Source organism: Streptomyces sp. RLB3-17, from assembly GCF_007113425.2.
Taxonomy (GTDB): Bacteria; Actinomycetota; Actinomycetes; order Streptomycetales; family Streptomycetaceae; genus Streptomyces; species Streptomyces mirabilis_D.
The window spans coordinates 1,519,983-1,545,362 of record NZ_CP041610.2 but is presented as its reverse complement, the minus strand read 5'-3'; the positions used below and the strand labels follow the sequence as shown (position 1 = coordinate 1,545,362).

Sequence of the window (25,380 nt, the reverse complement as noted above, 5' to 3'; positions counted from 1 at the left end):
GCCGGGCACTGTTGTGCGGTGCGTCGGCGTGCACGGCGTAGGCGACCAGGCTTGCCGACCAGAATGATAGGCGCCTCCCCTCTCGCGGGGAGGCGCCAGAGCCCGGATTCCCCCAGCGCGGCTCTGTCAAGTTGCTGGAGTGATGGGCGAGTTGGGGCATGTTGGAGTTGCGGCTGGACCGTGGGGCCATCCCGGTCAGGCGGTCGTGGTCGTCCCGGTGGCGGTCTTCCAGATACGGAATCGTTCGGCCATCTCGGTGTGGTAGTCACTCGCTGTGAGCAGATGCCGTCGGGGTCGGAAGTGCGGGGAGATCCTCGAGAAGGCGGCGAGGAACCGCTGCGCCGTGCCCCGGGAGCGGAAGTTCTTCATGGCGCGCTCGCGCTGTCTCGTTGGCTGGTGACTGTTCTCGGCCCGGTTGTTCAGATACTTCGAACAGCGGTGCTCGACCGAGGGCATGACGTGGCGGTGGGCGGCGCCGTAGCTGCGCAGCTTGTCCGTGACGATCACCCTCGGCACGTGCTCGAGGTCCTTGAGGAGCTTGCGGAAGAACCGCTTCTCCGCGGCCGTGTCGCGCTTGGCGGTCACGAGGATGTCGAGGACGTTCCCGTCCTGGTCTACGGCCCTCCACAGGTACTGCATCTTCCCGTTGACCTTGATGAACACCTCGTCCAGATGCCATTTATCGCCGGGCCGTGGCTGCCGACGGCGCAGCTCCTTGGCGTAGGCCGGGCCGAACGTGGCGCACCAGGCGCGGACCGTCTCGTAGGACACCTGGAGACCGCGCGCAAAGAGGAGTTCCTCGACCTCCCGGAAGGAGAGCGGGAAACGATGGTAGAGCCACACTGCGTGACTGATCACCTCAGCCGGAAACCGGTAGCCCTTGTACGACGGTACTGCCCCGGACTCCACGAGCGCCCCCTCCCACGACGACCTACACCAAGATCATCTCACGCCCCACAGACAACTTGATAACGCCCGGCGAGGCGCCCTTCGGCCTCGCCGAGGCGGGCGGCGATCCGGGGCCGCAGGTCGGCCTTCACGTCAGCGCAGGCACCGGCCTCCCACACCGCGAGCAGCTCGCCGATCTCCTCCAGCGGGAGCCCGAGGTGCTTGGCCGCGCCGATGAACGCCAGCCGCTCCACCGCGTCCTCCCCGTACACGCGGTACCCGGAGGCGGTGCGGCCGGCGGGCAGCAGGCCCGCACCCTCGTAGAAGCGCAGGGTGGTCGCCGGGACGCCACAGCGCTCCGCGAGCTGGGAGTTTCGCATCGTGCTCACACCCTCGACGGTAAACCTTCCACCCGGCTCGAAGGTCAAGCACGCTGCGCGACGAGAACGCCCCGATGAGAGCTCTTTGGGCCGGTGCCCGAGACGGGTTCTAGGCTGGGCGCTGCCCCGCACCCGGGGATGTGTGGAGAGGCAGGAACGCTCATGCCGGACCAGGACCAGGACCAAGAGCTGGCCGAGGCGCAGCGTGCGCACTGGCAGCAGACGTACACGGCCCATCCCGGCATGTACGGCGACGAGCCCTCCACGCCCGCTGTCCATGCCGCAGACGTCTTCCGCGCCGCTGGTGTCGAACGCGTTCTTGAGCTGGGGGCCGGGCACGGGCGTGACGCCCTGTACTTCGCCCGGTGCGGCTTCATCGTCGCGGCAACCGACTTCAGCCCCGTGGGTCTGGACCAGCTGCGTGACGCGGCCGGCCACCTCGGTCTCGGCGACGTGGTGGACACCACCGTCCACGACGTACGCGAGAAGCTGCCGCTGGCGGACGCCTCGGTGGACGCGGTCTTCGCGCACATGCTGCTGTGCATGGCCCTGTCGACCGAGGAGATCCACGCTCTGGTGGGCGAGGTCCGGCGCGTGCTGCGGCCGGGCGGCACGTTCGTCTACACGGTCCGCCACACCGGCGACGCTCACTACGGCACCGGTACCGGGCACGGCGACGAGATCTTCGAGCACAGCGGCTTCGCCGTGCACTTCTTCGACCGTGTCCTCGTGGACGCCCTCGCCGAGGGATGGCGCCTCGACGAGGTGCACGCCTTCGAGGAGGGCGAACTGCCGCGCCGCCTGTGGCGGATCACCCAGACGCTGCCTGGATGAGACCGGCTCCCGTGCGGATCCGATGGTCGGCAGCGACACCTGCTGCACATACGACTCCTGCTGGACGCAGGCACGGGGTCGTCCACGATCTTGCTCATCGCCATTCGACGCCAATCGACGACAGTCGATGACGGGCTGACGGAGAGCTCCCGGCACTGCCGTGGATGCATGACGGCACCGTTGGATGCGAGGGTGGCCGGCGCGTACCCGATCCTTGTGGGCGCGGGTGACGACGCTGACGCCGAAGCGGCTGCCGTCGGCCTCGCCGGCCGGGACGGCGACGGCGGCCATGTCCAGGAGACCGAGGCGACCCCAGCCCTGCAGGACTCAGCGCCTCGACTCCCCAGGTGGGGAGTCGAGCGGGGGAACGTACTTCACCGCATCACCAGCGCGTATCGCCGCATGGACGCCGCCGTCCCTGCAGGGCTTGGCCTGGGCTGGCGGCGGTGAGCGGGCCTGGGGCGGCTCACAAACCGGTGACGGGCTGCCCTGTGAGTGATCGAGGCGGGCGAGGGTCTGGGAGCTGGCCTGTGCGAGCAGTCCGGCCGTCGACAGTAGCGTCATCGTGGACATCGAAGGCGTACTGGTGCTCGCACACTCCAGTTACCGGGGCGAGTCCAATCGCAGCACCGAGAGGGTCGTGCGTTGGGCCAGTATCACGCCCCGGGCAAGGTGATCATCCGCGAGCGGGGACATTCCTCGAGGTGCCGTCGTTGCTGCCATCTAAACTAGGGGTTGCCTTAACGGAGGTTGGCGGATACGAATAGGGACAATTCGGAGCGAAAGGTTTGTTTCACCTTTCTTGCGGGCTCCTGACCTCATCCCTGATCTTTGGGTGACTTCCTTGGGTCGAGCCGCGCGTGGCGGCGAACCCGAGAGCGGCGGACTCATAATCCGTCGGCCGTGGGTTCGAGTTCCACCCGCCCCACTTAAATGTGTCCTGACCTGCGGAAACGTTCCTCGCGAGGTGTTGGAGCGTCAACTCCGGATCAACGGACTCAATCCGCTGCTCGCGAGTTTGGGGCCGGGGCGGTCTGCGTCAGCTGTCACTCGTCTGACCTGCACAGATGCGCGCAAGCGCACACCTGGCGAGCTCCATTCTGGTCAGGTGCACTGCGACAGAGCCATGACTTGAGGCCATCCTGAGGCCGTCGGTATCGGGAAAGCGCCCAGGAGAGGCTGCACTCCGACCAGCCGGCTCCGTGTGTCTCAGAGTTCGGTGTGGGTGGCGATCGTCTAGATCTGCGGCCTTGTGACGAGCGTGTCTGGCGATGGCCGGTAGGCGCCAAGGAAACGGCCCCAAGAGGAAACGGACCACAGGGGTTACTCGGCCCTCTGATGTGGTGACCCACCTCCGCTGGCGCGGAGAGCGCGTATGTTTGGCATCGTTCACTTTCGGCGTGAAAACGGGCCAGGCCACTACTGCAGTGCGTGGACCGCGGCTGAGAACACCGGGGGCATCCGGGACGCTGCGGGGACGATGAGGCGGGCGGTGCCAGGACGGCGGCTCGCGGCCAGCAGGGCCCCGGTCAGCAGCCGGTGGCGCCGGGTCAGCCGGGCCCAGGCGCGCTCGTACTCGTCCGGTCGCCCGGCGGCCAGGCAGCGGACGGCGGCCCCGGCCGTCGCCAGCGAGAGGGCGATGCCCTCACCGGTGAGGGCATCCAGGTAGCCCGCGGCGTCGCCGACGAGCAGGACACGGCCGGCGACTCTGCGCCGCACCTGCTGCAACAGCGGTCCGGCGCCGCGTACCTCCGTCGCGGCCGGGCCGCGCAGCGAAGCGGTGAGGGCCGGGAAGCCGGCCAGGTGCTCGTCGTACCCGCGGCGGCTGCGACTGAGGACCGCGACGCCCACCAGGTCGTGGCTGACCGGTGTCACGTAGGCCTCGCCGTGCCGGGACCAGTGGACCTCCACGAAGTCCGTCCACGGCTCGACACGGAAGTGCCGGCGCAGTCCGTAGCGGCCGTGGGCGATGCCCGGCAACTCCAGCCCCAGGCCGCGGCGCACTGGGGAGTGCAGGCCGTCGGCGGCGATCAGCCAACGAGCCGTGGTGCCCACGGCGGTGACAGTGTCCGCGCTCTGGCGCACCTCGCCGACCTTGCCCGGCAGCATTCGCACGCCGAGGCTGAGCGCGCGCTGGTGCAGTGCGGAGTGTAGCGTCGTACGGCGAATTCCCAGCCCGCTACGGCCGCGGAAAGACGCTTCGGCGCGGGCGGCGCCGTCCACGTAACGGATGCCGCGCAGTTCGCGGCCGGTGACCTCGACGCCCAGTGCTCGCAGCGCGGTGACACCGCCGGGCATGACGCCTTCTCCGCAGGCTTTGTCCACAGGCCCGGTCCGGGGCTCGACGACGACGGTCTCCAGGCCGGCGAGCGCGGCGTGGATGGCGGCGGCCAGACCGGCCGGTCCGCCGCCGGCCACCAGTACGTCGATCACGCTTGCGCGGCCGCGGTTGGGGTGGTCGCGGCGGCCAGTGCCTGGTTCTCGCAGCGGATGCGCACGGTGAGCAGGGCGGTGTTGAGTACCGTGAACACGGCCGCGGTGATCCAGGCGGTGTGCACCAGTGGCAGGGCCACGCCCTCGGCGACGACGGCCACATAGTTCGGATGCCGCAGCCACCGCCACTGGTAGGGGCCGCCCGTCACCAGCGGCAGGCCGGGTACGACGATCACCCGGGTGTTCCAACGGGGTCCCAGGGTGCCGATGCACCACCACCGCAGTGCCTGAGCGGCCGCCAGCACGGTGAGCATCGGCCAGGCCAGGGCGGGTACGAAGGGTCGGTCGGCCAGCCACACCTCGGCCGGGCAGGCGACCAGCAGGCCGGTGTGGAGGGCGACCATCGCCGGGTAGTGGCCCTGCCCGGTCTCGGTCGCGCCGTGGGCGGTGCTCCACCGCTCGTTACGGCGGGCGACGACGAGTTCGGCGACGCGCTCGCCGGCGACGGCGGCCACCAGCAATCCGTACCAGATCATGTGTCCACTGTCCTTCGACGGTCCGAACTACCAGCGCAGCAGGACGAGTTCGCAGGCCATGCCGGGCCCCATTGCCAGCAGCAGACCCGGCGTGCCCGGCGGCGGGCGGCGTTCGGCCAGGGTGTCGCGCAGCACATGGAGCACCGATGACGAGGACAGGTTGCCCACGTCGGCCAGATGACGCCAGGTCACATCGAGGGCGTCGTCGGGCAGGTCGAGGGCCTCGGTGACGGCCTGAAGGACCTTGGGGCCGCCGGGGTGGCACACCCAGGCGGTCACTTCCTTCGGCTTGATCCCGTGGTCGCCGAGGAACCCCTCGACGTCATCGGCGAGGTAACGGCGCACCACATCGGGGACCTTCGGGTCGAGGACGACCTGGAAGCCGGTGTTCTTGATGTCCCAGCCCATGACGCGCCCGGTGTCCGGATACAGGTGGCTGCGGGAGTCCACGATCGTCGGGCCGGCGCTCTCGGCCGGGCGGTCCGCGCCGCACGCGACGACTGCGGCGGCGCCGTCGCCGAACAGTCCGGTGGCGACCAGGTTGGCCATGGAGGCGTCGTTGCGCTGGAAGGTGAGCGAGCACAGTTCGACCGACAGCAACACCGCCACGTGGTCGGGCCGGCCCAGCAGGTAGTCGTGCATACGGGCCAGGCCGGTGGCACCGCCGGCACAGCCCAGGCCGAACAGGGGCAGCCGTTTGACGTCCGGCCGCAGTCCGAGGCGGCCGACCAGCCGTGCGTCGATCGAGGGGGTGGCGATGCCGGTGACGGAGGTGAAGATCAGCAGGTCCACGTCGGCTGCGGACAGACCGGCGGCGTGCAGAGCGCCCCGGACGGCCTTGGCGCCCAGGTCGGTGGCGGCGGCGATGAAGACGTCGTTGGCCGCGCCGAATCCGCCCAGTTCCCCGTAGCGTTCGAGCGGCAGCGTCATGTGGCGCGAGCGGACCTTCGCGCTGCGGTGCAGCCGGTCCAGGACCCGACGGTCGGTGCCCTCGGGCAGGCAGGTGCGGGCCACCATGTCGGTGATCTCGGACTGGGTGCGACGGTGCGGGGCGAGGGCACCGTGCACTGCGGCGATCCGCGTCATAGGGTTCCCGTCCGGTTACCGACTGGGGTGAGTTGCTCCCCACGTGTTCCCCGGACCGGGACTTCGGCACCATGGATCGCCCGTCCGGCCGTTCGTCCTGAGGGCGCGGTGCTCCAGCCGGGTGGGGCCGGGGCGCCTACGATCGGCCGGGTGGGCACTCCCGAGCAGTCGACGGCCGGCGGCGCGGCCGCGAGTTGGGCGGGCCGGGTGGGTGGCCTGGCCGGGTCGTGCCACCCCGGGCCTGTCGTGGCGGTCACCGTCTTGATGGCCGCGCTGGCCGTGACCGCCGGCCAGAGCGCCGCGCGTTGTGTGCTGACCGGCGCCGCCGTTCTGACCGGGCAGTTGTCCGTCGGCTGGTGCAACGACGCGTTTGACGCGCGCCGGGACATTGCCGCGGGCCGCCGTGGCAAACCCGTCGTCGACGGCACGGTCGGCGTGACGGAGGTGTGGGTGGCCGCGTATGCCGCACTGGCGCTGTGCGTGCCGCTGTCGTTCGCCTGTGGGCTGTGGGCGGGCGCCGTTCACCTGGCCGGGGTGGCGGCGGCGTGGGCGTACGACCTGCGACTCAAGGCGACAGCATGGTCCTGGGCGCCTTACGCGGTGGGTTTCGCCGCGCTCCCGGCGTTCGTGGCGCTGGGGCTGCCGGGGCAGCCGTGGCCTGCCTGGTGGGTTGTCACCGCCGGGGCGTTGCTGGGAGTCGGCGCCCATCTGGGCGATGTGCTGCCGGACATCCGCGGGGATCTGGCGACGGGCGTACGGGGATGGCCGCACCGGCTGGGCCCGGACGGCGCGCGGCTGCTGCTGCCGGTGCCGCTGGTGGCCGCGTCCGCGACTCTGGTGCTGGGGCCTGCCGGACCACCCGGCATGTGGGGATTGGCAGTGCTCGTGGTGACCGCACTGATCGCAACGGCGGGGACGGTGCTGGGACGCCGCTGGGAGCGGTTGGCGTTCGCGGCAGCGGTCGCCGTGGCAGTGGTGGACGTGGCGTTGCTGCTGTTGCGCGGCACCGGGATCGCCTGACCGTTCGGCCTCGCCGGCCGGCTCACACCGTACGAAACCCGCAAGCGGAAACAGGAGTTCCCCGATCCCTGCTGCGGTTGCCGTCAGTTTGCGAGTGCTGTCCGCAGTCGCGGCCGATGAGGCTGCCATGTGCCGCTTTGCCGGTCCACGTGCCGGTGATGGCCGAGCCAGCCCCGCGACCGGCCCCCCGGACTTGTGTTCCGTCGTTCCTCACGTACGGATCGGTCCAAGGCACCGTGTCCTCCTCGGCGCTCCTGCGCGGCCGCTCCGACCGGACAACAGGCATCGGTGCGGACATTCTTGACACTAGGTCAGATTTCCCGGCCGGCTGAGAGTGAGCGCCCTTTTCGGCCGCGCCGAACACTCGTACCCCGCCCGTCGCGTGCCCCCAGGGCACACGCGTTCCCATCGGGTGGGCCCTCGACGGGGGTGCGAATCCGAGCGGGATTCGGACGGTGATCGGATTACGTTCCGCCCCAGCTCTCGCCGGACGTCAGCCTCAGCGAGATGCTGTTGATGCAGTTGCGCTGATCGGGGGGAGTCGGAAACCCCGCCCGCAAGGAGATACCCGAAGTCGGCCGAGAAGCGCGCGTCGAGGGGCACGAAGACCAGGCGCCGGCGAGTCGGGAGCCCGGTCCGTACGGTGACCACGGCTGGTTCGTCGGTGGTGGTGTCCACGTAGACCGCTTCGAGCACGCCGATCTTGTGCCCCTTCGGGTCGACGACGTCATGGGTGCGCCACTCGCGGATGTCGGCTGCATGGATCATGCGCTGTCCCTCCTGAGCGGGACACCCGTCGATGCGGGCCGCGTCCCTTGGAAGGTCGCGGCCTGGTCGGCACCGCCAGTGCGGCTTGACAACGACTCCGGCGCAAACACGCCGGAGTCGCCCTTCCGGGCGGCTGCACGTGAGAGTGAGCCAACCCACGATCCATGTTACTGCGGCTGGTGCGGCTCGCACTTTTCCCGAGCGTCGCATCAACCACGTTCTGCTTAGGATTCCGTGATCCATCCGCCTGTTCCGGTGAAACTGCTCGAACGAATTCGATCCTCCCTCAGCGCACGCCCGAGCAGTCCCACGGCGCGAACAGCCGGTTCCGGACGGCGCTGCACAACCTGTCCGGTCGGACAGGTCAATGGCATCCTCGCGAAGCTGTCGGCAGACCTCGACGGACGACGCGTTCGAGGTATTCCGCCTCTATGCCCGCGCCTGTCAGCTGGCCCAAGCCCGGCGGCGCTGGGGCCCGTCCGGCACCGCGTGCCGAAGGACGCGGCCCCACATGGACGCGTACTGGCGCCACAGCGGCCCGCTCGCGTACGTGATCCCGTGCCGGGCGCAGATCTCGCGCACCCGTGGCGCGAGTTCGGCGTAGCGGTTGCTGGGCAGGTCGGGGAAGACGTGGTGCTCGATCTGGTGGCTCAGGTTGCCGGTGAGCATGTGGAGGAGGGAACCGCCCTCGATGTTCGCCGAGCCCTGGATCTGGCGCAGGTACCACTGGCCGCGCGTCTCGCCCTCAAGTTGCTCCTCCTCGTACAAGAAGGTCTGGACGTCGCCGGGGAAGTGGCCGCAGAAGATCACGGTGTGCGCCCAGATGTTGCGAAGCCCGTTCGCGGTGACGTTGCCGACCAGGCAGGGCAGCGCGGAGGGGCCCGCGAGCAGGGGGAAGAGGACGTAGTCCTTGGCCGCCTGGCGCACGGCTTTGCGGGCCAGGCCGGCCAGGTCGCTGAGGAGGGCCCGCACGCTCTTGCGGCCGGACGGCACGGCGTCCGCCTCCAGGTCGTAGAGGGCGATGCCCCACTCGAAGAAGGGGGCGAGCAGCGCGGTGTACAGCGGCTGGAGGAGGTGGACCGGATGCCAGCGCTGGTCCGGGCTCATGCGCAGGATCGTGTAGCCGAGGTCCCGGTCGAGGCCGACGACGTTGGTGTAGGTGTGGTGCAGGTGGTTGTGGGTGTGCTTCCAGGCGTCGGCGGGGGTGAGGAAGTCCCACTCCCAGGTGGTGGAGTGGATCGCCGGGTCGCCCATCCAGTCCCACTGGCCGTGCAGGATGTTGTGGCCCAGTTCCATGTTCTCCAGGATCTTGGCGGTGGTCAGCATCGCGGTGCCCGCGAGCCAGGCGGGCGGAAAGAGGGATACGGCGAGAGCGACGCGGCCGCCGGTCTCCAGGCCGCGCTGGGCGGCGATCACCGTACGGATGTAGCGGGTGTCCTCGGCGCCGCGCGCCGCGACGACCTCGGCGCGGATCCGGTCGAGCTCCTCGCCGAGCAGCTCCGTGTGATCTTCGAGCGACTCAAAAGGTGTGACGGGTCCGGCAGTTGTGGACATCGCGGGCTCCTTGAGGGGCCTAGAGAGCGAGGGCGAGTGGACCTGCCGCACCATTGACGCAGGTCTGGATCAACTCGCCCGGTTCACCGTGCAGTTCACCGGTCCGCAGATCGCGGACCCGGCCGTGGACCAGCGGGACGAGGCAGCCGAAGCAGACCCCGCGGCGGCAGCCGTACGGCATCGCCACACCCGCCGCCTCGCCGGTCTCCAGGAGGGGGACGGCCGCGGCCGAGTCGGCCTCGACGCCGCTGCGGTCGAACCGGACCCGGCCGCCGGTCGTGCCGGCGCCCGGCGAAAGCACGGGCGCCAGCCGGAAACGCTCCACGCGCAGCCGCTCACCGGCGCCGGCCGCCGCCCAGTGCCGCTTCAGCGCGTCGAGCAGTCCGTCCGGACCGCAGGCCCAGGTCTCCCGGGCGTACCAGTCCGGACAGAGCACGCCCATGTGCTCCGGGACCAGCCGGCCGGCGGTACGGGTGTACCGCGCGTGGACGCTCAGCCAGGGCAACCGGGCTGCCAGCCCGGCCAGTTCGGCACGGAAGAGGAACCCGTCCGGGCCGGGTGCGCTGTGCAGGAGTACGACGTCGGGGGCGGGCCCGGAGAAGCGGCGGCGCGCGAGGGTGCGCAGGATCCCCGCCACCGGGGTGATGCCGCTGCCCGCCGTCACCATCAGCATCCGCGGCGGCAGCGGATCCTTCGGCAGCGTGAACTCGCCCTGCGCGGGGCCGAGTCGGAGCACCACGCCGGGACGGGTCCGGTGCACCAGGTGCGGGGAGACCCGGCCGCCGGGTTCCTCCTTGACCGTGATCGTCAGCGTCCGGCCCGGCGCCTCGGCGGGTGAGGTGATCGAGTACGTACGCCAGTGCCGTACGCCGTCGATCTCCACCCCCACCGGCAGGTACTGCCCGGCCCGGTGCCCCGCCCAGCCGCGCCCGGGACGGATCTCCAGCGTGGCCGCCCCGGCGCACTCCGGCCGCACGGCGACCACCCGGCCCGCGGGATGGCGAGCAGACAGCAGCGGGTCGATCAGGCCGAGGTAGTCGTCCGGAGCGAGGGGACTCGCCAGAGGGCTCACGAGAGCACTGGTGATCCGGCCCGCCACCGTCGGCACACGGCCGCCGCCCCACTCGGCGAGCCTGTCGGCAAGACCGACGAGAGCGGCGAACAAGCCGGCCGTCGTACCGGAGACGGCCGACTGCATCGACGGCATTGACGGGGTCGGCGCGTGCAGAACCGGCATGGGATGAAACCCCTCTCTCACCACAGGGCACACGCGGGGGCCGGGCGCGTCAGGCACATCATCAAACGCTAGCTCGCCGGGCGCATCACCGCATCACGTACCCGGGACCGCCTCGGTCACGTACGTCGCCCCCCGGGCGGCGGGCCGCAGCCAGCGTCCCGCCAGAGAACCACAACGACACGGCCCGTGGCGGACGCGGAACCAGATTCCGCCACCCCGCACGTCCCTCCCCCCACCCACGCCGAGCGACACGGGTGATCCCGCCCGGCCGCCGCGGAAGGACCTCGGAAACAAGGCGTACGAATTCCGCGCCTGTCCATCGCACCATGGCCGAATCCTGTTTGAGCGCACGCCGTGTCAGTGCCCGTGCGGCTCGACACACCCCAGCCCCAGGCGCTGGGCGCAACCTGCGACAGTGTCACTGACCGGCAGGCGCTGACATGTGCAGTAGCCGTTCGGTGATCTCCCGGCACTGCCTCAGCGCGAGCCGCGGTTCCTCGGTCTGCGCTGCGCTGTCCGGGTCCTGCCAACTCTCGCGGAGAACGCGCCGCTGTTCCGTCAGGGTGTTCGTGAGGTAGGTGGCGATTTCGTCGAAGACGGCGTCGGCCTCGCCCACGGCCTGGCATGGGCTGTCGACGAAGGTGCTGAGGGCCTGCTGGAGGCGCAGGGCCAGCTCGTCCCGTTCGCCCTGCGGGAGTAGCTCCGAGTCGGCGCCGGTCCGGGTCGGCCGGCTCTTCGGTGACCAGTGCCTCGAAGAGGCCTCGGGCTGCGACGATAGCCTCCCGCATCTCCTCGGTGCCGCTCTGGCCGCGGGCTGCTGTGTGCATGCTGCGGTAGCCCTGGACGAAGTAGGCGTGGTGGACGGAGAGGGCGGCCAACTGCTCCTCGGACTGCTCGCCGTCGGGGAAGCCGCGCTCCCCTGCCAGGCGCGCCAGCAGCGCGTCCGCCTCGGTGACGGCCTTCCACGGTGAGGTCGACGAACTGCTCCTGGACGGCGGCCCACTGAGCCACGTACTGCTCGCGGGTCTCGGGCGACAGCGGCTGTTCCCGGAGGGAGCCGTCGCTTGACGCGCTCGCCGAGTTCCCGCTCCGCAGCCCGGACACCACCACGTGGAAACACCGACCCGTCGGCTCTTCGCCCGTCAAATGCTGCTGGGGGGTGGGAGGGGCACGCTGGTGTGCGCGGTGTGCAGCACCAGATGCGGCCTCAGGGTGCGCCGTTCGCCTGGGTAACGAAACCGAGCGGCTCCGAGATGCCGTAGCTACCCCGCCAACTACCCGTGGCGGATGGCAACTGGTCACATGGGTGACATCGAGGGCCGGGACGATCGTGTGGTTCCTGCAGCGCCCGATCCTCCTTCCGGCTCGCCGGTTTCCCACACTTGGTGGGAACCCTGTGGCCAGTGGATGACAAGCTCTCGGTCGCTGTAGCCGAACTCTTCTGCCAGGGCCTGGATCCCGGCAATGGCACTGCCGCCGGCGCCACTCGCTCCGCGCAGGCACTCCACCAGACGGTGTGGCATGTGCGGGACACCCTGAACTACGTTCGGGCGCCCTCGCTTTGGGCGCCGTACATAGGCGCATAAATTGCAGGCTCCGCCGAGGATCTACCGGCACCGCCGAGGGGGGCGTCGGCCAGCCGACGCACGTACCGGACGACCACGCGCCACGACCGTATCCCGCACCCGGAACTTCTCGCCGCGTGGGATCACGCACGAAACGTGACCTCCCCTGCCGCACGGCCGATCGACTTGATGACCACACCAGTCAATGCGGTATCAAACGCGCCAACCCCCCTGAACCGCGCACCCGGTAGATGCCTGGTCAACACCGTCGGGACGGCAGGATTTGAACCTGCGACCCCTTGACCCCCAGAATTATCCCGACAATTCACTGTGAACAAAGACGCAGAACGTGCAATGGGCCGCGGGCGCCACGATGGTGCCCATCACCTGAGAAGCCGGCCCGGGGCCGGGAGCGGTTGGTCGCGCGCGACCGACCCGCTCGCCGTCGGCCGGTCCGCGCCGTGACCCGTCTGGCGGCTGGGGCAGACCGCCCGCATCGCCGCCTTCACCAGGGGCCCGGCAAAGAAACGGTCCGTTCGCAGGGCTGCTCCGGCTCAAGCTGCGGCCAGGGGCTCGGCGACGCGCGCGTCGCCGAGCACGCGGCAGACCTCGGCAACGACCCTGCCGTGCAGGGGCAGCGAGACGTGGCCGACAGCCCGTACGGGGACGTTGCTGATCTGAAGGTCTGGGTGGACAAGCCTGGCGTTGGCGGTGGGGACGACCATCTCGTCGAGGTCACTGTGGAACGCAACAAAGCGGGTTCCGCAACCGGGAGCGGGCCCTGCGAGTTCCACGAGCACGTCGCTGCCCGGGCGGAGCTGCCGGATCGCCTGATGCGGCAGCGGCACCATCGCGGCCAGCGTGCCCTGGTGCGGGGTGCCCAGGGTGACCAGCGTGTGCACGCGGGCGTCGCCGCCCATGCGCTGCACGTAGTAGCGGGCGATCACGCCTCCGAGGCTGTGGCCGATCACGTGGACGCGCTCGTGCTCGCTGCCCTCGCAAACCCGCTCCACCTCGTCTGCCAGCAACCGCGCAGCGCTGCGGACGTCGTTGCTGAGCCAGCTGTAGTTCAGCATGGCCACCCGGCGAAAGCCCGCTTGCCGCAGGCCGCGTCTCATGACGTGGAAGATCGCCCGGTTACTGCTCAGCCCGTGTACCAGCAGGACCGGGCTGTCAGCGGACATGGCCGGAAAAGGCACACTGCCGCCTGACGGCGCCTCCGGGCGGGATCCGGCCGTGTGGTGATCCTCGCCTGCGCCAGACGGGTACAGGGCCAGCGCCGCAATGATCGCGGCCACCTCCACGGTGGCGCCGAACACGGCTTCGGTGAGCAGGCGGACCGAGAGCAGGCACCTACGGGAACCCTGCGGCCCGGCCCGGCCCGGAAGTTGTACTCCCGTGCTGCGGCATCCGAAAAGAGGCATGGGACGACTCCTTACGCCGCACGGGGTGTGGGCTGTCGGAACCAGGCGGGGAAACGTGCCCCGCCGACGGAGAAGGCTCCACTCCGAGCGCGCACTCGAAGGCCGCCGCCGACCGGGAACCGGCCGGTAACGCGGTCCGCTCAAACGGATTGCGGGGACGTTAAGCCGAAGCGTCCGGTATCAGCAATGGATAGGTGACCCACCTCACGCCATGAGGGGTCGCTATGTCTGAATTAGCGCGATATTCCGAAATCTTGATGAGGCCTGATGGGTCTTTCGGAGCGCGGTTCGTGAGGTGATGTCCGTTTCCTGGTGAGGTTGGGGTAGGACTGCAGGTCGCGAGGCTTCGGTCGGCTGCTGCTTCCTGGTGAAGCTGTCGGCGTCGACCGCCGTGAGGGCCTCGAGCTTGACAAGGCGTTTCAGCTTGGCGCGAGCGCCTTCGACGTTCTTCGGTAAGTAGCAGTGTGTGATCGAGGGCTTCGCAGACGTCACGGGCCCAAAGCGGGCCGGTGCCTTCGTTGAAGACGGCGAGGGTGCGGGGGGTGGCCCGGGTGCTCGGGCAGGTCGGGCGAGGCAGCCTGGGCGGGGAGCCGCTCGGTGAGGTCCCTGCAGCACGTGCGGCGCCCCCGTCGGCGGGACCCTCCGGTGTTCCTCGTCGAGGTCACGCAGGTGTGGGGGTGGCGCTCCCGAAGCAGACCCCCGTCGCCTGTGGTGCTCGAGCTGAGCCTCTCGCTCCAGGGCCCGTTGACATCCTCACCCCCGAGGAATCCGACAAAAGTAGTAGAGAGTGCGAAAGTGTGTGCTTCCGGATCTCGCTGGCTCCCAGGCGTCCGACGCCGGGACTCCTGACTGCGATGTGTGCTCTGGTCGCTGATTATGGAGATGACAGCGGAGTGTTGCTCGGGCTGACGGCATGCTGTGCGGAACGAGGATGGGCGAATGGGCGAGCGACCGGCCCGGGTCTGGGTGGGCATCGACGCCGGCAAGCGGTCGAAGAAGATCGACAGCGGCGAGTCGGCGGCCCTTGCTGTGCCCAGCGAGATCCTGGAGCTGACTGACGAGGTCCACTGGTTGGTGGACAGCTCCGGCACTTCCTCATCGCTGCTGTTGGCTCTGCTCGCGGCCCACAGCCAGCAGGCTGTGTATGTGCCCGGCCGCACCGTCAACCGGAGGTCTGGCGCCTACCGGGGCGAGGCCAAGTCGTGCTCGCCTCGCTTCGCGTAGGCCGCGGCGGCCCGCGCGTCATTGCGCCGGGCGTGGCCCGCGCCACCGTGCGGGTCGATGGCGCGCAGGCCGTGGACGGTCTGCTCCCCGATGGCACGCAGCAGGTCCTTCAGCGATCCGATGGGCAGCACGCGCGTTCCTCCTGCGGCAAGCCGTCCCGGCCGCCTGGCAGGCCGCCGGAGAGAGCAAGGGATACTCTGTTTTCGGACGTAAAGCTACTGAATAGGGCGATTGGCCGCCCGTCGCTGGACCGTAACGACCGAAGGGTGTCGCGAGCCGCAATCCCGGACGATCGCGCGTTCGCATGCCAGGGCAGGGCTTTTGCCGCCCGACTTCAGAGGCTGGTCGGCGGGTTGTCGGGGAACACGCCGGACTCCCGGCAACACGCCGTTTGAGCTGCCCATGACCGCAGGGACCCGCTGTGGTGGGAAGGGAATCGGGTCGGCGCGCGCAATGTCCCCCCATACACGCGACGTTCCCCGTTTTGGTGAGACCAGCGCGAGCGCACGTAGAGAAGGTGAACGGCTACGAGCATTCCTGTCAGGACGCAACTGTTGGTGCCGGGGCTGTCACCGGTGCGCGGCGTCGGCGTCGAGGCAAGCAGGGCGGCGGTACGCCTGGCCCGTCTCCCGCTCGACATGGCCGCGGAGGGCGTCGGGCAGCTGAGCGGGCGGCTGGGTCGCGTCATGCTCTGGTGGTCGACGGAGCGGGAGGAGGCGCCGCCGACCGATTCGGGGATCCCGGTGTTGTTGGTGCACGGGCTGGCCGACGGGGCATCGGTCATCTCGCCGTTGCGGCGCGGGCTGCGCGGCTGCGGCGCGAGTCCCTTCATCCCGGTCAGCTACAACGCGCTCAAGCCGGACATCCGCACGGCGGCCCGGGCGCTGGGCGCCCAGGTGGAGATGGCGTGTGCCCGCAGCGCGGTGCGGCCCGTGGTCGTGATCGGGTACAGCCTGGGCGGGCTGATCGCCCGCTACTACGTGCAGCGGCTCGGCGGCGACACGTACGTGCCGCTGGTGATCACGCTCGCAACGCCGCACGGCGGGACCGCAACGGCTCTGCTGGCCCCACCCCATCCGCTAATGCGCCAGTTGCGGCCGGGAAGCGCGTTGCTGACCGAGCTCGCCGAGCCGGCCGAGGGATGCCGCACCCGCTTCGTGGCCTTTTACAGTGACCTGGACGAGGCCGTCATTCCCGCCGCCCGGGGCCGCATCGACCATCCCGACCTCACGGCCCGCAACGTGCTCGTGCCCGGTGTCGGCCACCTGACGCTGCCCCTCCACAAGCCGGTCATCGACCAGGTGCGCTCGCTGCTGACCGCAGCCCAGCAGGCCACGTTCACCGCATGCCCCCCATGCGTGACAGCAGGGATGAAACGGAGGACGCTGGAAGACAGTCGGTAAGAACGTCAGCACGTGTGCGGACGGACAGCATGGCCTTTTCACCCAGCCCTGAGAACGCGTCGGCGGTACGCCCGTATCGCCCCGAGGACGAACCAGGGGTGCGAGAGCTGATTGATGCCGACAGGCTGCCGGGACAGCCGCACTGCACCCCGGAGAAGCTGGCCGCGGCGCGGCGCGCTCCCGCCTCCCTGGTCGGCTGGGCAGGACCGGCCCGGCCGCAGATCAGCGTCCTGGCCGATGTCGAGGGCCGCGCCCACGGCGTCATCGCGTACCTGTCCTGGACCGATGTGAAAAGCGGAGTGATCTGCTGGGTTCACGCCCACGAGAACCCGCCTGCCCTGCGGGCCCTGCTTGGCCACGCCCTCGCCGCGCTCGCTCACTGCCCGCAGATCGAGGCATTTGTCGGCGCTCCGCCGGGGCCCCTCGGGCCGGGCGGCCTGCCCCGTACCCGCCGCGGCGCCACTCATGACGCTCTGCTGCGGACTGGCTTCACCGGCCGCCGCCAGGGCTGCTACTTGCACGTCGTGCTACCCGTCGAGCCCCCGCCCGCGAAGCTGGTCGCCGACGTTTTCCCCTGCGACTTCCCTCAGGGGCACCGACTGATCATCCGCGAGGCTGCCGAGCCGGTCGCGGAAGCCGTGATCAGCGTAGGACCCGATCGCACCGCGACCGTTTACTGGATCGAGACCCTGCTCACCCACCGCCGCTGTGGCCTGGGCCGCAAGCTGCTCAGCCAGGCCCTGGCCCTGCTGGCAGAGCAAGGTGCCAACGAGGTCGCCCTCGTGGTCGACGACGCCTCGCAGCCCACCACCGACTGCCAGGCCGCCCCTCAACTCTTCGACTCCTTCGGCTTCACCGTCGTAGACCAGCTGTGGACCTACCGGCACCTACCTCCCGGGGCCCACGCGGCCTGCCGCGTGGGCCCCGGGAGGTGACGCCGGCACTGAAACTGAACGGGTTGCGGCACCAGGTGGCCCCGCCGAACCCGGGCCGGTCAGGCGTGGGCTCGTTCGGCGGCCGCGAGGATGGTGGAACGTGCGTGATGGCGACGCTCGTAGTCCAGCACCCGCCGGGTGAGGCCCGACTCGGCGTCAGCGAGCCGCTTCAGGATCTCGTCCGCATGCATGGTGTCGTAGCCGGGCCAAGGCACGGGCCCGAGCAGGTCCGTGATCCTGCTCAGGACAACGGGGCGGCCCGCGTGGGTACGCTCATAGGCACCAAGCGTGGCCAGATCCGTCTGGGACAGGCGCGGGAGCCGGTCAATGATCATTTTGGTGCTGAGCCTGCGGTAGTCGGGGATCGGCAACTCGTCCTCCGAGATGAGGGACCCTTCCGGTGCACTCTGGAGCCGGTCCGCGCCTGGCATGCGCTCTGCCGTCTCCCGCAGCCAGTTGCTCCAGGCGCGGACCGCCTGGGCGGCGCCGGTGGTACCCAAGTCCTCGGCGGTCTCGGCGGTCTCGGCGGCCACCACGGCTGCCTCGGCGTGCTGCTCGAGGCTGCTGCCGAGCTCTTCCAGCGCCTCCTCGCCGTCGCGGCGGATGGAGCTGAGCAGATCCAAGCTGACGGCGTCCTCGGCCTCCTGGGCGATACGCTCAGAGGCCCGGCAGATGGCCACGGCGAACGCGGTGACCGCATACTCGTCCTCCGCGTTCTTCAGTAGCTGCTGCTCCGATGTCGTCCCCCAGCCACGGAGTACGGCGCTCGGGACGGCCATGGCCACGTCGAAGGGCAGCCGGGCAGCTTGCCCGGTGAGGCGCCAAACATTCCCGAGGACGGTCTGCGCCAGCCCGCGGGGGTGCAACGTGTCCAGGCGTTCGTTGACGCGGTACACATGACCCCGGGCGTCGCCGACACGGCGCTCCAAGACCTCCCGGTACTCTCCGGCGGGTGTGACTGCCACGTGCGTCTTGAAGCGATCGGCAAGCGCAGCTTCGGCCTCGCGGACCTCGCGCAGCGCCGGAACGAGCATGTCTGTTGCTACGGCCATCACGTTTCCCTCGGCTAGTGTGATGCTCGGTAAGAATCGGCCGCTAACGGCCCCCGCCCCCTCTTCCACACTGCGTCGAAACGGCCACTCTCGCATCTTCCCGCCCACGCCCGCGCGAGGGGATGACCGACCGTCCCCCCGGCTCACGGCTCCGCACCGAACTGGCAGCCGTGAGCAGGATCAGAGCGCCGTCGTACTGACTCTTCCGACCGGTCCGGCCGTCGGCACTCATGGACAAATGCCATGAAGGGGCATAAATCTGCGCCAAGGGCTTGGAAGGCGCGTGTTTCAACGGCTCACGCACTTGCTTTGATCTGCGGCTTCCGCTGGTAGGCGAGCTGTCAGGAATGGGTAGCCGACGGCAGCCAGGCACGGGATGCGAGCCAAACTGGGTTTGCCCTAGCGGAGTTTGGCGGACACGTCCGGAGCGTCAGGTCCGGCTGTCGTTCTTCGGGTAGCGGCACTGTAGGCGCGATATCCGGCCGTACCAAGCGGCGGTCAGCGCGACAGGAGCAGTGCCGAGCCGATCTCCGCCAGCCGGTCCGCGAGGTCCGGGCGCCGGCCCAGGAGGCCGGTGCGGACCGCGTTGTCGACCAGGGTGAGGGCCGCGCACACGGTGATCTTGGCCTTGGCCTTGGCCGTGTCGAGGCCCGGCCTGACCTCGTCGAGGACGCGGAGCCAGAGGGCGAGGTAGTCGCGCTGTGCCTGCTTCGACGCCTTGCGTTCCTTCTCCGGCAGCTGGTCGAGCTCGCCGATGAGCAGACCGATCAAGTGGCTGTGCTGGAGGGCGAATTCGATGTACGAGCGCAGCAGGAGGTGCAGGCTCTCGTCAGCGGTGGTGGCGCGGGCGAGCGCCGCCGCGGTGCCGGCGCGGCGCTGTTCGCCGGCGCGGGCTACCAGGCGACGTCGCTCGTACGGCCGAAGGGCATGTTCTCGATGCTGCCGCTCACGCCGGACCAGATGCGCCGACTGCGCGGGCAGCTCGGCATCTACGGCACGACCTCGGGGCGCATCAACATCGCGGGTGTCTTCGCGCACCGGATTCGATACCTGGCGCAGGGCATCGCCGCCGTCCTTGAGACGCCCCCTATGCCTCCGGGGGCGCCGGGCGGCACACCACGGCGGCCGGGGAGGGGCGGGCGCCGAACCGGGTGGTGAAGGCGATGCCGGCCGCGTACTCGGTGGGCAGGCACCGACCCTTGGTAGCGGGCGCCGCCGGTCGCACCGGCCGGGCGACTTCACATCCTGTCGCCCCGACTCCGTTTCAGCAGGTCGGAGGCCGGTCTCTCATCCGTGAGAGGGAGGCCTTCCGTGCGTCCGGGGCTGCTGCAGCCGGGCCGCGAGCTCCCCCGGCAGGACGTCCCGGTTTGCCGGAGTGAGCTGGACGACCTCGATGTCGGCGCGCCGCTTGAGGGCGTCGGTGAACGGATCGCGGTGCGTGTGGACCGTGGCGACGACGTCGACCTCTGCGACGAACAGCGCGTCGACCGCGTGCCGGAACGCCGTGCACGCCAGTTCCATCCGCCCCAGCTCGTCGATGAGCACCAGCCGCCCTGTTGCCTCCTCGGTTGCTGCCGGCCGAAGCGACGGCAGCGCCAGTCGTTCCAAGACGCCCAGGTCGACGCCGTATTTCCCTACCCGTGGCGGACCGGGCAGGTCGACATGGGCGAGCACCTCCCGCCGGCCTGCCAGGGTCTCCAGGGCGAAACCGACGCGGCCGCCGGATTGCCGGATCTCCTCCGTGGTGAAGCCGGTGGCCGTGTGGGTGGGCAGCAGCGCGGCCAGCCGACGGAGGGCGGTCGTCTTGCCCGAACCAGGGCGGCCCTCGAGCAGGATCCTTGTCGGCACACTGCCATCTTCACCCCCGCTTCCGGAGCGGCCCGGGTGGGCTCGGCCGAACGGGGGTTTTGGGGTGCGGACCGGTGCCGGTGCCGCCGTAGCGGGTATGGCGGCGCGCATGAGCGGAATCGAACTCAGCAGCACCGCGTTCGACGACAAAACGGTGATCCCCCTTCGGTACAGCGGGGAGGGTGAGAACATCTCACCGCCCCTGACCTGGTCGGGGGTGCCCCACGAGGCCACAGAGCTGGCGCTCCTGTGCGAGGACCCGGACGCGCCGGGGACGACCTTCCTGCACTGGCTGGTGACCGGCATCGATCCGGGGACCACCGGGGCGGCGGAGGGCCAGAAGCCCCACGGGGGCCTGCCGTGGCCCAACGGCTTCGGCCGCGTGGGCTGGGGAGGGCCGATGCCTCCACCGGGGCACGGGCCGCACCGCTACTTCTTCCGCCTGTACGCCCTGTCTGAGCCGCTTCCGCTGCACGACCACCCTGGCGCCGAGGACGTGCACCGTGCCCTGAAGGGCAGGGAGCTGGCCTCCGGCACCCTGGTCGGCACCTATCAGCGCTGAGCGCGTCACCGCTGGTCGTAGCCATGGGCGCCGTACAGCCGGACGAACCGGGCCGCGGTGACCGTCCTGCGGTGCACCAGGCCGCGGGCCCGCCGCTCGTACAGCTCGACGCGCTCCTGCCCGCCCTGCCCGATCGGCTGGACGAGCCGGCCACCGGTGCGGAGCTGATCCACGAGCGGCTCAGGCACTCGCGGGAAGGCCGCGCAGACGATGACGGCGTCGTACGGGGCACGGGTCGGCATCCCGAGGGTCCCGTCGCCGAGTACGACCTCGGCATTGCCGACGCCCTGCCCGGCCAGCCGCAGGCGGGCCTCGTCGACCAGGTCGGGCCAGCGCTCGACGCTGACGACGTACGCGGCCAAGCGGGCCAGCAGCGCGGTCTGCCAGCCGTATCCGGTCCCGACCTCCAGGACCTTTTCGTCTCCGGTGAGGCCGAGAGCGGAGACCATCATGGCGATCAGCGAGGGCTGGGTGGTCACCTGCCCGTGGGGGAGCGGAACGGGCGTGTCCCGGTACGCGGATGCCACCTCGTCCGCGGGGACGAATTCCGCCCGGGGGCTACCAACTGTTGCGTGGTTAATCAGTGAATCTCAACCTTTCTCAGTTGCTATCTTAATCGCGTGAAGCTTTCTGAGTGGGCGGCGCGCAACGGCGTGCACTACCAGACCGCGTGGGCGTGGGCGAAAGAGGGCCGTATGCCGGTCCCGGTGCGTCAGACGCCATCCGGGACGTGGCTGGTCGACGAGCCCGCCCCGGAGACGTCCGGCCGTGTCGTGGCGTACTGCCGGGTTTCGTCGGCGGACCAGAAGCCGGATCTTGACCGGCAGGTGGCCCGCGTGGTCCAGGGGGCTACCGGGCTCGGCCTGCCGGTTGCGGAGGTCGTGACCGAGGTCGGCTCGGGGCTGAACGGGCGTCGGCGCAAGTTGCACCGCCTGCTGTCCGACCCGCGGGCCGCGGTGATCGTGGTCGAGCACCGGGACCGGCTAGCCCGGTTCGGCGTCGAGCATCTCGAAGCCGTCCTGTCCGCCTCCGGGCGGCGCCTGGTCGTCCTCGACCCCACCGAGACCGCCGATGACCTGGTGCGCGACATCACCGAGGTGCTGACCTCGATGTGTGCCCGCCTGTACGGGCGGCGGGCGGCGAAGAACCGGGCCGCCCGCGCGGTGGCCGTGGCGACCGGTGAGGACGCCGAGTGAAGAAGTTCCGGCCGCAGCCCGGGTTCGTGGTCCAGGCGTACCGCTTCGCTCTGGACCCGAACGCCGTCCAGGAGCGTGCGCTGCGTTCGCACTGCGGCGCCGCGCGTGCCGCGTACAACTGGGCTGTGGGCTGGGTGACCGCCTCGTGGTGGCAGCGTAAGGCCGAGGAGACGTACGGCGTCCCCGAAGAGTCGCTGACCGAGTGGCGGCCGTGGTCGTTGCCATCGCTGCGGACGGCGTTCAACGCCGCCAAGCACACCGACCCCAGGTTCGCGCACTGGTGGGAGGAGAACTCCAAAGAGGCGTACTCCACCGGGCTGGCCAACGCGTCGGCCGCGTTCGACAACTACGCCAAGTCCAGGAGCGGCAAGCGCAGGGGTGCCCGCATGGGTGCGCCGCGGTTCAAGTCGAAGCGGAAGGCGCGCCTTGCCTGCCGGTTCACCACCGGTTCGATCCGTGTGGACGCCGACGGCCGGCACGTCACGCTGCCGAGGCTGGGCACGATCCGCACCCACGAGCCCACCGTCAAGCTCCTCGCCCGCGTCCAGGCCGGGACGGCCCGGGTCCTGTCCGCGACTGTGCGGCACGAGCGCGGGCGCTGGTTCGTCTCCTTCCAGGCCGAGGTGAAGCGGGACATCGAGCGAGTCAAGCGTCCGGACACGGCGGTCGGGATCGATCTCGGCGTGAAGACGCTCGCGGTGACGGCTGACAGTACGGGCGAGATCCGCACCGTCACCAACCCTGGGCACTACGACCAGGCACGCAAGCGACTGCGCCGCGCCTCCCGCGTCGTCTCCCGACGCCAGGGCCCCGACCGGCGCACCGGGCAGAAGCCGTCGAAGCGGTGGGAGAAGGCCAACGCCCATCGGAACAAGGTCCACCACCGAGTGGCGAACCTCCGCGAAGACGCCCTGCACAAGCTCACCACGGCCGTGGCCGCCGAGTACAGCACGATCGTGATCGAGGATCTCAACGTCGCCGGGATGCTCCGTAACCGGCGCCTGGCCCGACGGATCGCCGACGCCGGGTTCGGCGAGATCCGCCGCCAGCTCGCCTACAAGACCAGCCAGCGCCACGCCACCCGCATCGTGGTCGCGGACCGCTGGTACCCCTCCTCGAAGACCTGCTCCGGGTGCGGCGCGGTGAAAGCCAAGCTGCCGCTGCACGTCCGGACCTACGAATGCGACGCCTGCAACCTGGTCATCGACCGGGACGACAACGCCGCACTCAACCTCGCCGCGCTCGCGGCAGCCGCAGTAACTGGTACCGGAGTGGCTGGAGACCAGGACACCGCCCCGGCGGTGTCGAAGCCTCGTGGAGCCGACCAGAAGACCCGCGCCACCCGCCCCCGCCGCAAGGCGGAGGCGGGGCGGGCAGGTGGCGCAACCCTGCCGCGCCAGCGACAGACGGAAACGAGAGACCGCACTCAAGCCGAAGCCCTTACGCTTTGGTGATGAGACGGACCTTCCGGGCTGAAATGCCCGGGATGCTGAGAGCCGCTGAGGCCCCGAGCAACGGATGCTCCGTACGGCCTCCCAGGAGACGGTCGTCGGTCACGCCCCCGGCGTGGGCCGCGCGGACCAGGTCCTCGGGGGTCCCTTCATGGGCCATCGGACCGCGGGGCCGTGGCGGTGGCGCCGGGGAGGAGGATGGCGGCCTCGTTGCTGACGCGGCCCGATGTGTAGAAGGCGGCCTCGTCGGGGGAGTCCAGCTGAGCCAGTTCCCCGGCCAGGAGTGCGAAGGCCGCGTCCCAGCTGATGGGTTCGTAGTGGTCCGAGCCGGGCCGCTTGACCATCGGCTCGGTGAGCCGGCCCTGCTGGTTGAGCCGCTGGGCGGATCGTTCGGCCGGCTCGGGGACCGGGTGCTCCCGGAAGAACCCGGCCGTGATCCGTCGTGACGTCGCCTCGTCGCTCACGTGCTTGGCGCCGTTCTCGCAATACTCGTTGCGGTGCCGGTGAGCGGGGTACGGTTCCGGCCAGGCGCAGCCCGGGCAGACGAAGCCCTTGGTCTGGTTGAGGTTGAGCAGCGTCAGCCCCGTACGGCGGACCGTCCTCTGCTCCAGGGAGTACCGCAGCGCCTTGGCCATCGCCGGCACGCCTACCGCCCAGGACTTGGGCGGGGTGATCGAGATGTCCGTCTCCTCCGCGCCGCTCCTGCTCCTGTCCATGTGCCCCATCCGCCGCTCATCCGCCGCGCTGCCGCTCCAGCCCAGTGTCGGCACGTTCCGCGCGCGGCGCGATCCGGGGCGGTCGGGCGCAAGGGGCGACCCGTGATCCGGGAGGCGCAGCGCGTTGGCGTCAGGACGGAGTCCCTGGGTCGGTGTACCGCAGCAGGGCGCCCACGCCCTCGTGCAGCCTCAGCTCGCTCTCCGGTACGACGACCAGCTCGGCACCGGTGCCGACGAGGGCCCGGACGAGGGCCTCGTCGGCGCGTTCCTCGCGCGGGGCCCGCACGCCGAAGGACATCAGCTCCGCCTCGGTCAGGGCGAGCTGAGTGGGCTGGGAGCCCGCCCAGAGCTGCAGCGAAGACTCTGGCGGCCGGTTCAGCAGCAGTGCCGCGACCTGGCCGCGCTGGAGGGCGGCGACGGTGGCGGCCAGCCCCTCCGTCATGGGTCCGTGCAGGGCACGCCGGCCGATGAAGATGTCCACGAGGTCCCGGTCGTGCGCGGCCATGCGGCCGCGGAAGACGCTGTCGAGCTGTGGCTCCAACAGGGCGCGTCCGGTGTCGGTGGGGGTCCGGCCGCCCACGCGAACGACCTTGTCCCGCAGGGTGTGCGGCAGGCGGCGGATCAGTACGTTGCACGCCCACTCGTCCCCGCCCACGACGACGGCATCGGCATGGGCGCGCCGCGCCCGTTCGTCCAGCCGGTGGCCGAGCCGGAGGGAGGTGCGGTGCCAGGTCGCCACCGCGACCCTGCGGTGCAGCCGCTCACCCGGGGTGACGGTGGACGCGGGCCAGGTGCCGGTCTCCGCCTCCAGAGTTACCCAGCCGTGGGTCTCGGCGGTCGGAAGGCCGCCGTAGTGGACGACTACGGCCATGTAGGGGATCTCCGGAACGTGCTGGGTGACCAGGGGCATCGCGTCCGGCAGGGTGCTGTAGCGCGCGGAGTCGTGCTCGGGCGGCCTGGGCAGCTCCCCGTCCAGGACGAGCGTGCCGTGGGCGGCGAAGATGGCCTGACCGTGCACCCCCGGCACCTCTGTGTCGGCTCCGACCACCTCCTCCAGTACGTTCAGCAGCGCCCGGTCCGAGCCCTGACGGGACAGACTCTCGCGCAGCCGCCGCCAGCGCAGCGCGATCGCCCGCTCGGGATGCTCGACGTTTCGGGAGGTGTCCAGGTACACGGAGGCGAAGGGGCCCGGCTCCGCGTAGAGGGGTTCAAGGAACGACAACCTCATCGCCACTCCTCGTCGATGGTCTCCCCTCCTTTGATGATGC

22 protein-coding genes and 5 pseudogenes are annotated in these 25,380 nt (G+C 70.3%); 10 read left to right on the top strand and 17 right to left on the bottom strand.

All coding sequences use genetic code 11. The features are described from left to right. Window positions 1-195: 195 nt before the first annotated feature. Together FNV62_RS07430 and FNV62_RS07425 are read right to left on the bottom strand one after the other, a co-directional pair. Complete coding sequence (locus FNV62_RS07430) at window positions 196-909, bottom strand: IS6 family transposase (RefSeq protein ID WP_143600400.1); 714 nt, start codon at window positions 907-909, stop codon at window positions 196-198. 68 nt (window positions 910-977) lie between these two features. After that, a pseudogene (locus FNV62_RS07425) lies at window positions 978-1,268 on the bottom strand (MerR family transcriptional regulator); the annotation flags it as partial. A gap of 162 nt (window positions 1,269-1,430) precedes the next feature. Between FNV62_RS07425 and FNV62_RS07420 the strand changes: the two are divergent. After that, complete coding sequence (locus tag FNV62_RS07420; protein ID WP_143600398.1) at window positions 1,431-2,102, top strand: class I SAM-dependent methyltransferase; 672 nt, start codon at window positions 1,431-1,433, stop codon at window positions 2,100-2,102. 1,419 nt (window positions 2,103-3,521) lie between these two features. Here FNV62_RS07420 and FNV62_RS07415 read toward each other — a convergent pair. The 3 genes from FNV62_RS07415 to FNV62_RS07405 are packed head-to-tail and all read right to left on the bottom strand — an operon-like array spanning window position 3,522 to window position 6,157. Then, a complete protein-coding gene (locus FNV62_RS07415; protein WP_143600392.1) occupies window positions 3,522-4,535 on the bottom strand; it encodes an NAD(P)/FAD-dependent oxidoreductase in 1,014 nt (337 codons plus the stop codon). Beyond that, entirely contained in the window at window positions 4,532-5,071 is a 540-nt protein-coding gene (locus FNV62_RS07410; protein WP_143600391.1) for an isoprenylcysteine carboxyl methyltransferase family protein, read from the bottom strand. Before FNV62_RS07410 ends, FNV62_RS07415 begins: the two co-directional genes overlap by 4 nt. A gap of 27 nt (window positions 5,072-5,098) precedes the next feature. Further along, the gene (locus tag FNV62_RS07405) at window positions 5,099-6,157 is read right to left on the bottom strand and encodes a type III polyketide synthase (protein WP_143600390.1); all 1,059 of its coding nucleotides are present in this window, start codon (window positions 6,155-6,157) and stop codon (window positions 5,099-5,101) included. 150 nt (window positions 6,158-6,307) lie between these two features. On the opposite strand from FNV62_RS07405, the gene FNV62_RS07400 reads away from it, so the two are divergent. Continuing rightward, the gene (locus FNV62_RS07400; protein WP_181360852.1) at window positions 6,308-7,177 is read left to right on the top strand and encodes a UbiA family prenyltransferase; all 870 of its coding nucleotides are present in this window, start codon (window positions 6,308-6,310) and stop codon (window positions 7,175-7,177) included. Window positions 7,178-7,768: 591 nt separating this feature from the next. On the opposite strand, the pseudogene FNV62_RS55540 reads toward FNV62_RS07400, so the two are convergent. The 4 genes and pseudogenes from FNV62_RS55540 to FNV62_RS07380 form a co-directional block, all read right to left on the bottom strand. Continuing rightward, a pseudogene (locus FNV62_RS55540) lies at window positions 7,769-7,945 on the bottom strand (PRC-barrel domain-containing protein); the annotation flags it as partial. Between the two features lie 444 nt (window positions 7,946-8,389). Beyond that, window positions 8,390-9,499: a fatty acid desaturase family protein gene (locus tag FNV62_RS07390; RefSeq protein WP_143600389.1), complete on the bottom strand. Its 1,110-nt coding sequence runs from the start codon at window positions 9,497-9,499 to the stop codon at window positions 8,390-8,392. 19 nt (window positions 9,500-9,518) lie between these two features. After that, window positions 9,519-10,736: a ferredoxin reductase gene (locus tag FNV62_RS07385; protein WP_225900192.1), complete on the bottom strand. Its 1,218-nt coding sequence runs from the start codon at window positions 10,734-10,736 to the stop codon at window positions 9,519-9,521. 418 nt (window positions 10,737-11,154) lie between these two features. After that, a complete protein-coding gene (locus tag FNV62_RS07380; RefSeq protein ID WP_143600388.1) occupies window positions 11,155-11,352 on the bottom strand; it encodes a hypothetical protein in 198 nt (65 codons plus the stop codon). A gap of 745 nt (window positions 11,353-12,097) precedes the next feature. Between FNV62_RS07380 and FNV62_RS57950 the strand changes: the two are divergent. Further along, window positions 12,098-12,322: pseudogene (locus tag FNV62_RS57950) on the top strand (CHAT domain-containing protein); the annotation flags it as partial. Between the two features lie 533 nt (window positions 12,323-12,855). Here the strand turns inward: FNV62_RS57950 and FNV62_RS07370 are convergent. Then, window positions 12,856-13,620, bottom strand: coding sequence for an esterase/lipase family protein (locus tag FNV62_RS07370; RefSeq protein WP_164331627.1), 765 nt, complete (start codon window positions 13,618-13,620; stop codon window positions 12,856-12,858). Between the two features lie 1,158 nt (window positions 13,621-14,778). Here FNV62_RS07370 and FNV62_RS57945 point away from each other — a divergent pair. Continuing rightward, window positions 14,779-14,928, top strand: a pseudogene (locus FNV62_RS57945) (IS110 family transposase); the annotation flags it as partial. Here the strand turns inward: FNV62_RS57945 and FNV62_RS07360 are convergent. Further along, window positions 14,907-15,080, bottom strand: a complete 174-nt coding sequence (locus FNV62_RS07360) for a hypothetical protein (protein WP_164331626.1) — start codon at window positions 15,078-15,080, stop codon at window positions 14,907-14,909. The pseudogene FNV62_RS57945 and the gene FNV62_RS07360 sit on opposite strands and share 22 nt — an antisense overlap. A 426-nt stretch (window positions 15,081-15,506) precedes the next feature. Between FNV62_RS07360 and FNV62_RS07355 the strand changes: the two genes are divergently transcribed. Continuing rightward, window positions 15,507-16,352 (top strand): alpha/beta fold hydrolase, encoded by an 846-nt coding sequence (locus FNV62_RS07355; RefSeq protein WP_225900820.1) that lies wholly within the window; start codon window positions 15,507-15,509, stop codon window positions 16,350-16,352. A 98-nt stretch (window positions 16,353-16,450) separates the two neighbouring features. Continuing rightward, entirely contained in the window at window positions 16,451-17,287 is an 837-nt protein-coding gene (locus FNV62_RS07350) for a GNAT family N-acetyltransferase (protein ID WP_164331624.1), read from the top strand. A 59-nt stretch (window positions 17,288-17,346) separates the two neighbouring features. On the opposite strand, the gene FNV62_RS07345 is transcribed toward FNV62_RS07350, so the two are convergent. Both FNV62_RS07345 and FNV62_RS55530 read right to left on the bottom strand, forming a co-directional pair. Continuing rightward, window positions 17,347-18,339 (bottom strand): hypothetical protein, encoded by a 993-nt coding sequence (locus FNV62_RS07345; protein ID WP_143600383.1) that lies wholly within the window; start codon window positions 18,337-18,339, stop codon window positions 17,347-17,349. Between the two features lie 498 nt (window positions 18,340-18,837). Next, window positions 18,838-19,137 carry a hypothetical protein gene (locus FNV62_RS55530; protein WP_240361469.1) on the bottom strand — a complete coding sequence of 100 codons (300 nt, stop codon included), beginning with the start codon at window positions 19,135-19,137 and terminating at the stop codon, window positions 18,838-18,840. On the opposite strand from FNV62_RS55530, the gene FNV62_RS57515 reads away from it, so the two are divergent. Then, window positions 19,111-19,497, top strand: a complete 387-nt coding sequence (locus tag FNV62_RS57515) for a hypothetical protein (RefSeq protein WP_275901621.1) — start codon at window positions 19,111-19,113, stop codon at window positions 19,495-19,497. The two genes, FNV62_RS55530 and FNV62_RS57515, sit on opposite strands and share 27 nt — an antisense overlap. A gap of 129 nt (window positions 19,498-19,626) precedes the next feature. On the opposite strand, the gene FNV62_RS07335 is transcribed toward FNV62_RS57515, so the two are convergent. Then, window positions 19,627-20,187 (bottom strand): nucleoside-triphosphatase, encoded by a 561-nt coding sequence (locus FNV62_RS07335; protein ID WP_143600381.1) that lies wholly within the window; start codon window positions 20,185-20,187, stop codon window positions 19,627-19,629. 109 nt (window positions 20,188-20,296) lie between these two features. Here FNV62_RS07335 and FNV62_RS07330 point away from each other — a divergent pair, with 109 nt between their 5' ends. Further along, window positions 20,297-20,749, top strand: coding sequence for a YbhB/YbcL family Raf kinase inhibitor-like protein (locus FNV62_RS07330; RefSeq protein WP_143600380.1), 453 nt, complete (start codon window positions 20,297-20,299; stop codon window positions 20,747-20,749). A 5-nt stretch (window positions 20,750-20,754) separates the two neighbouring features. On the opposite strand, the gene FNV62_RS07325 is transcribed toward FNV62_RS07330, so the two are convergent. Next, window positions 20,755-21,330 carry a protein-L-isoaspartate O-methyltransferase family protein gene (locus FNV62_RS07325; protein WP_225900818.1) on the bottom strand — a complete coding sequence of 192 codons (576 nt, stop codon included), beginning with the start codon at window positions 21,328-21,330 and terminating at the stop codon, window positions 20,755-20,757. A gap of 39 nt (window positions 21,331-21,369) precedes the next feature. Between FNV62_RS07325 and FNV62_RS07320 the strand changes: the two genes are divergently transcribed. Together FNV62_RS07320 and tnpB are read left to right on the top strand one after the other, a co-directional pair. Then, the gene (locus FNV62_RS07320) at window positions 21,370-21,945 is read left to right on the top strand and encodes an IS607 family transposase (RefSeq protein ID WP_144314874.1); all 576 of its coding nucleotides are present in this window, start codon (window positions 21,370-21,372) and stop codon (window positions 21,943-21,945) included. Beyond that, window positions 21,942-23,399 (top strand): IS607 family element RNA-guided endonuclease TnpB, encoded by a 1,458-nt coding sequence (tnpB, locus tag FNV62_RS07315; protein WP_143600378.1) that lies wholly within the window; start codon window positions 21,942-21,944, stop codon window positions 23,397-23,399. The genes FNV62_RS07320 and tnpB overlap by 4 nt, the downstream gene beginning before the upstream one ends. 188 nt (window positions 23,400-23,587) lie before the next feature. Here tnpB and FNV62_RS07310 read toward each other — a convergent pair. Together FNV62_RS07310 and FNV62_RS07305 are read right to left on the bottom strand one after the other, a co-directional pair. Next, window positions 23,588-24,112, bottom strand: a pseudogene (locus FNV62_RS07310) (hypothetical protein); the annotation flags it as partial. A 130-nt stretch (window positions 24,113-24,242) separates the two neighbouring features. Further along, window positions 24,243-25,340: a hypothetical protein gene (locus tag FNV62_RS07305; RefSeq protein WP_143600377.1), complete on the bottom strand. Its 1,098-nt coding sequence runs from the start codon at window positions 25,338-25,340 to the stop codon at window positions 24,243-24,245. Between the last annotated feature and the right edge of the window lie 40 nt (window positions 25,341-25,380).

Coding starts and splice junctions, on each gene's coding strand:
- FNV62_RS07420 (WP_143600398.1), top strand. CDS start 1,431: ATGCCGGACCAGGACCAGGACCAAGAGCTGGCCGAGGCGCAGCGTGCG.
- FNV62_RS07410 (WP_143600391.1), bottom strand. CDS start 5,071: ATGATCTGGTACGGATTGCTGGTGGCCGCCGTCGCCGGCGAGCGCGTC.
- FNV62_RS07405 (WP_143600390.1), bottom strand. CDS start 6,157: ATGACGCGGATCGCCGCAGTGCACGGTGCCCTCGCCCCGCACCGTCGC.
- FNV62_RS07390 (WP_143600389.1), bottom strand. CDS start 9,499: ATGTCCACAACTGCCGGACCCGTCACACCTTTTGAGTCGCTCGAAGAT.
- FNV62_RS07385 (WP_225900192.1), bottom strand. CDS start 10,736: ATGCCGGTTCTGCACGCGCCGACCCCGTCAATGCCGTCGATGCAGTCG.
- FNV62_RS07345 (WP_143600383.1), bottom strand. CDS start 18,339: ATGGCCGTAGCAACAGACATGCTCGTTCCGGCGCTGCGCGAGGTCCGC.
- FNV62_RS07330 (WP_143600380.1), top strand. CDS start 20,297: ATGAGCGGAATCGAACTCAGCAGCACCGCGTTCGACGACAAAACGGTG.
- FNV62_RS07305 (WP_143600377.1), bottom strand. CDS start 25,340: ATGAGGTTGTCGTTCCTTGAACCCCTCTACGCGGAGCCGGGCCCCTTC.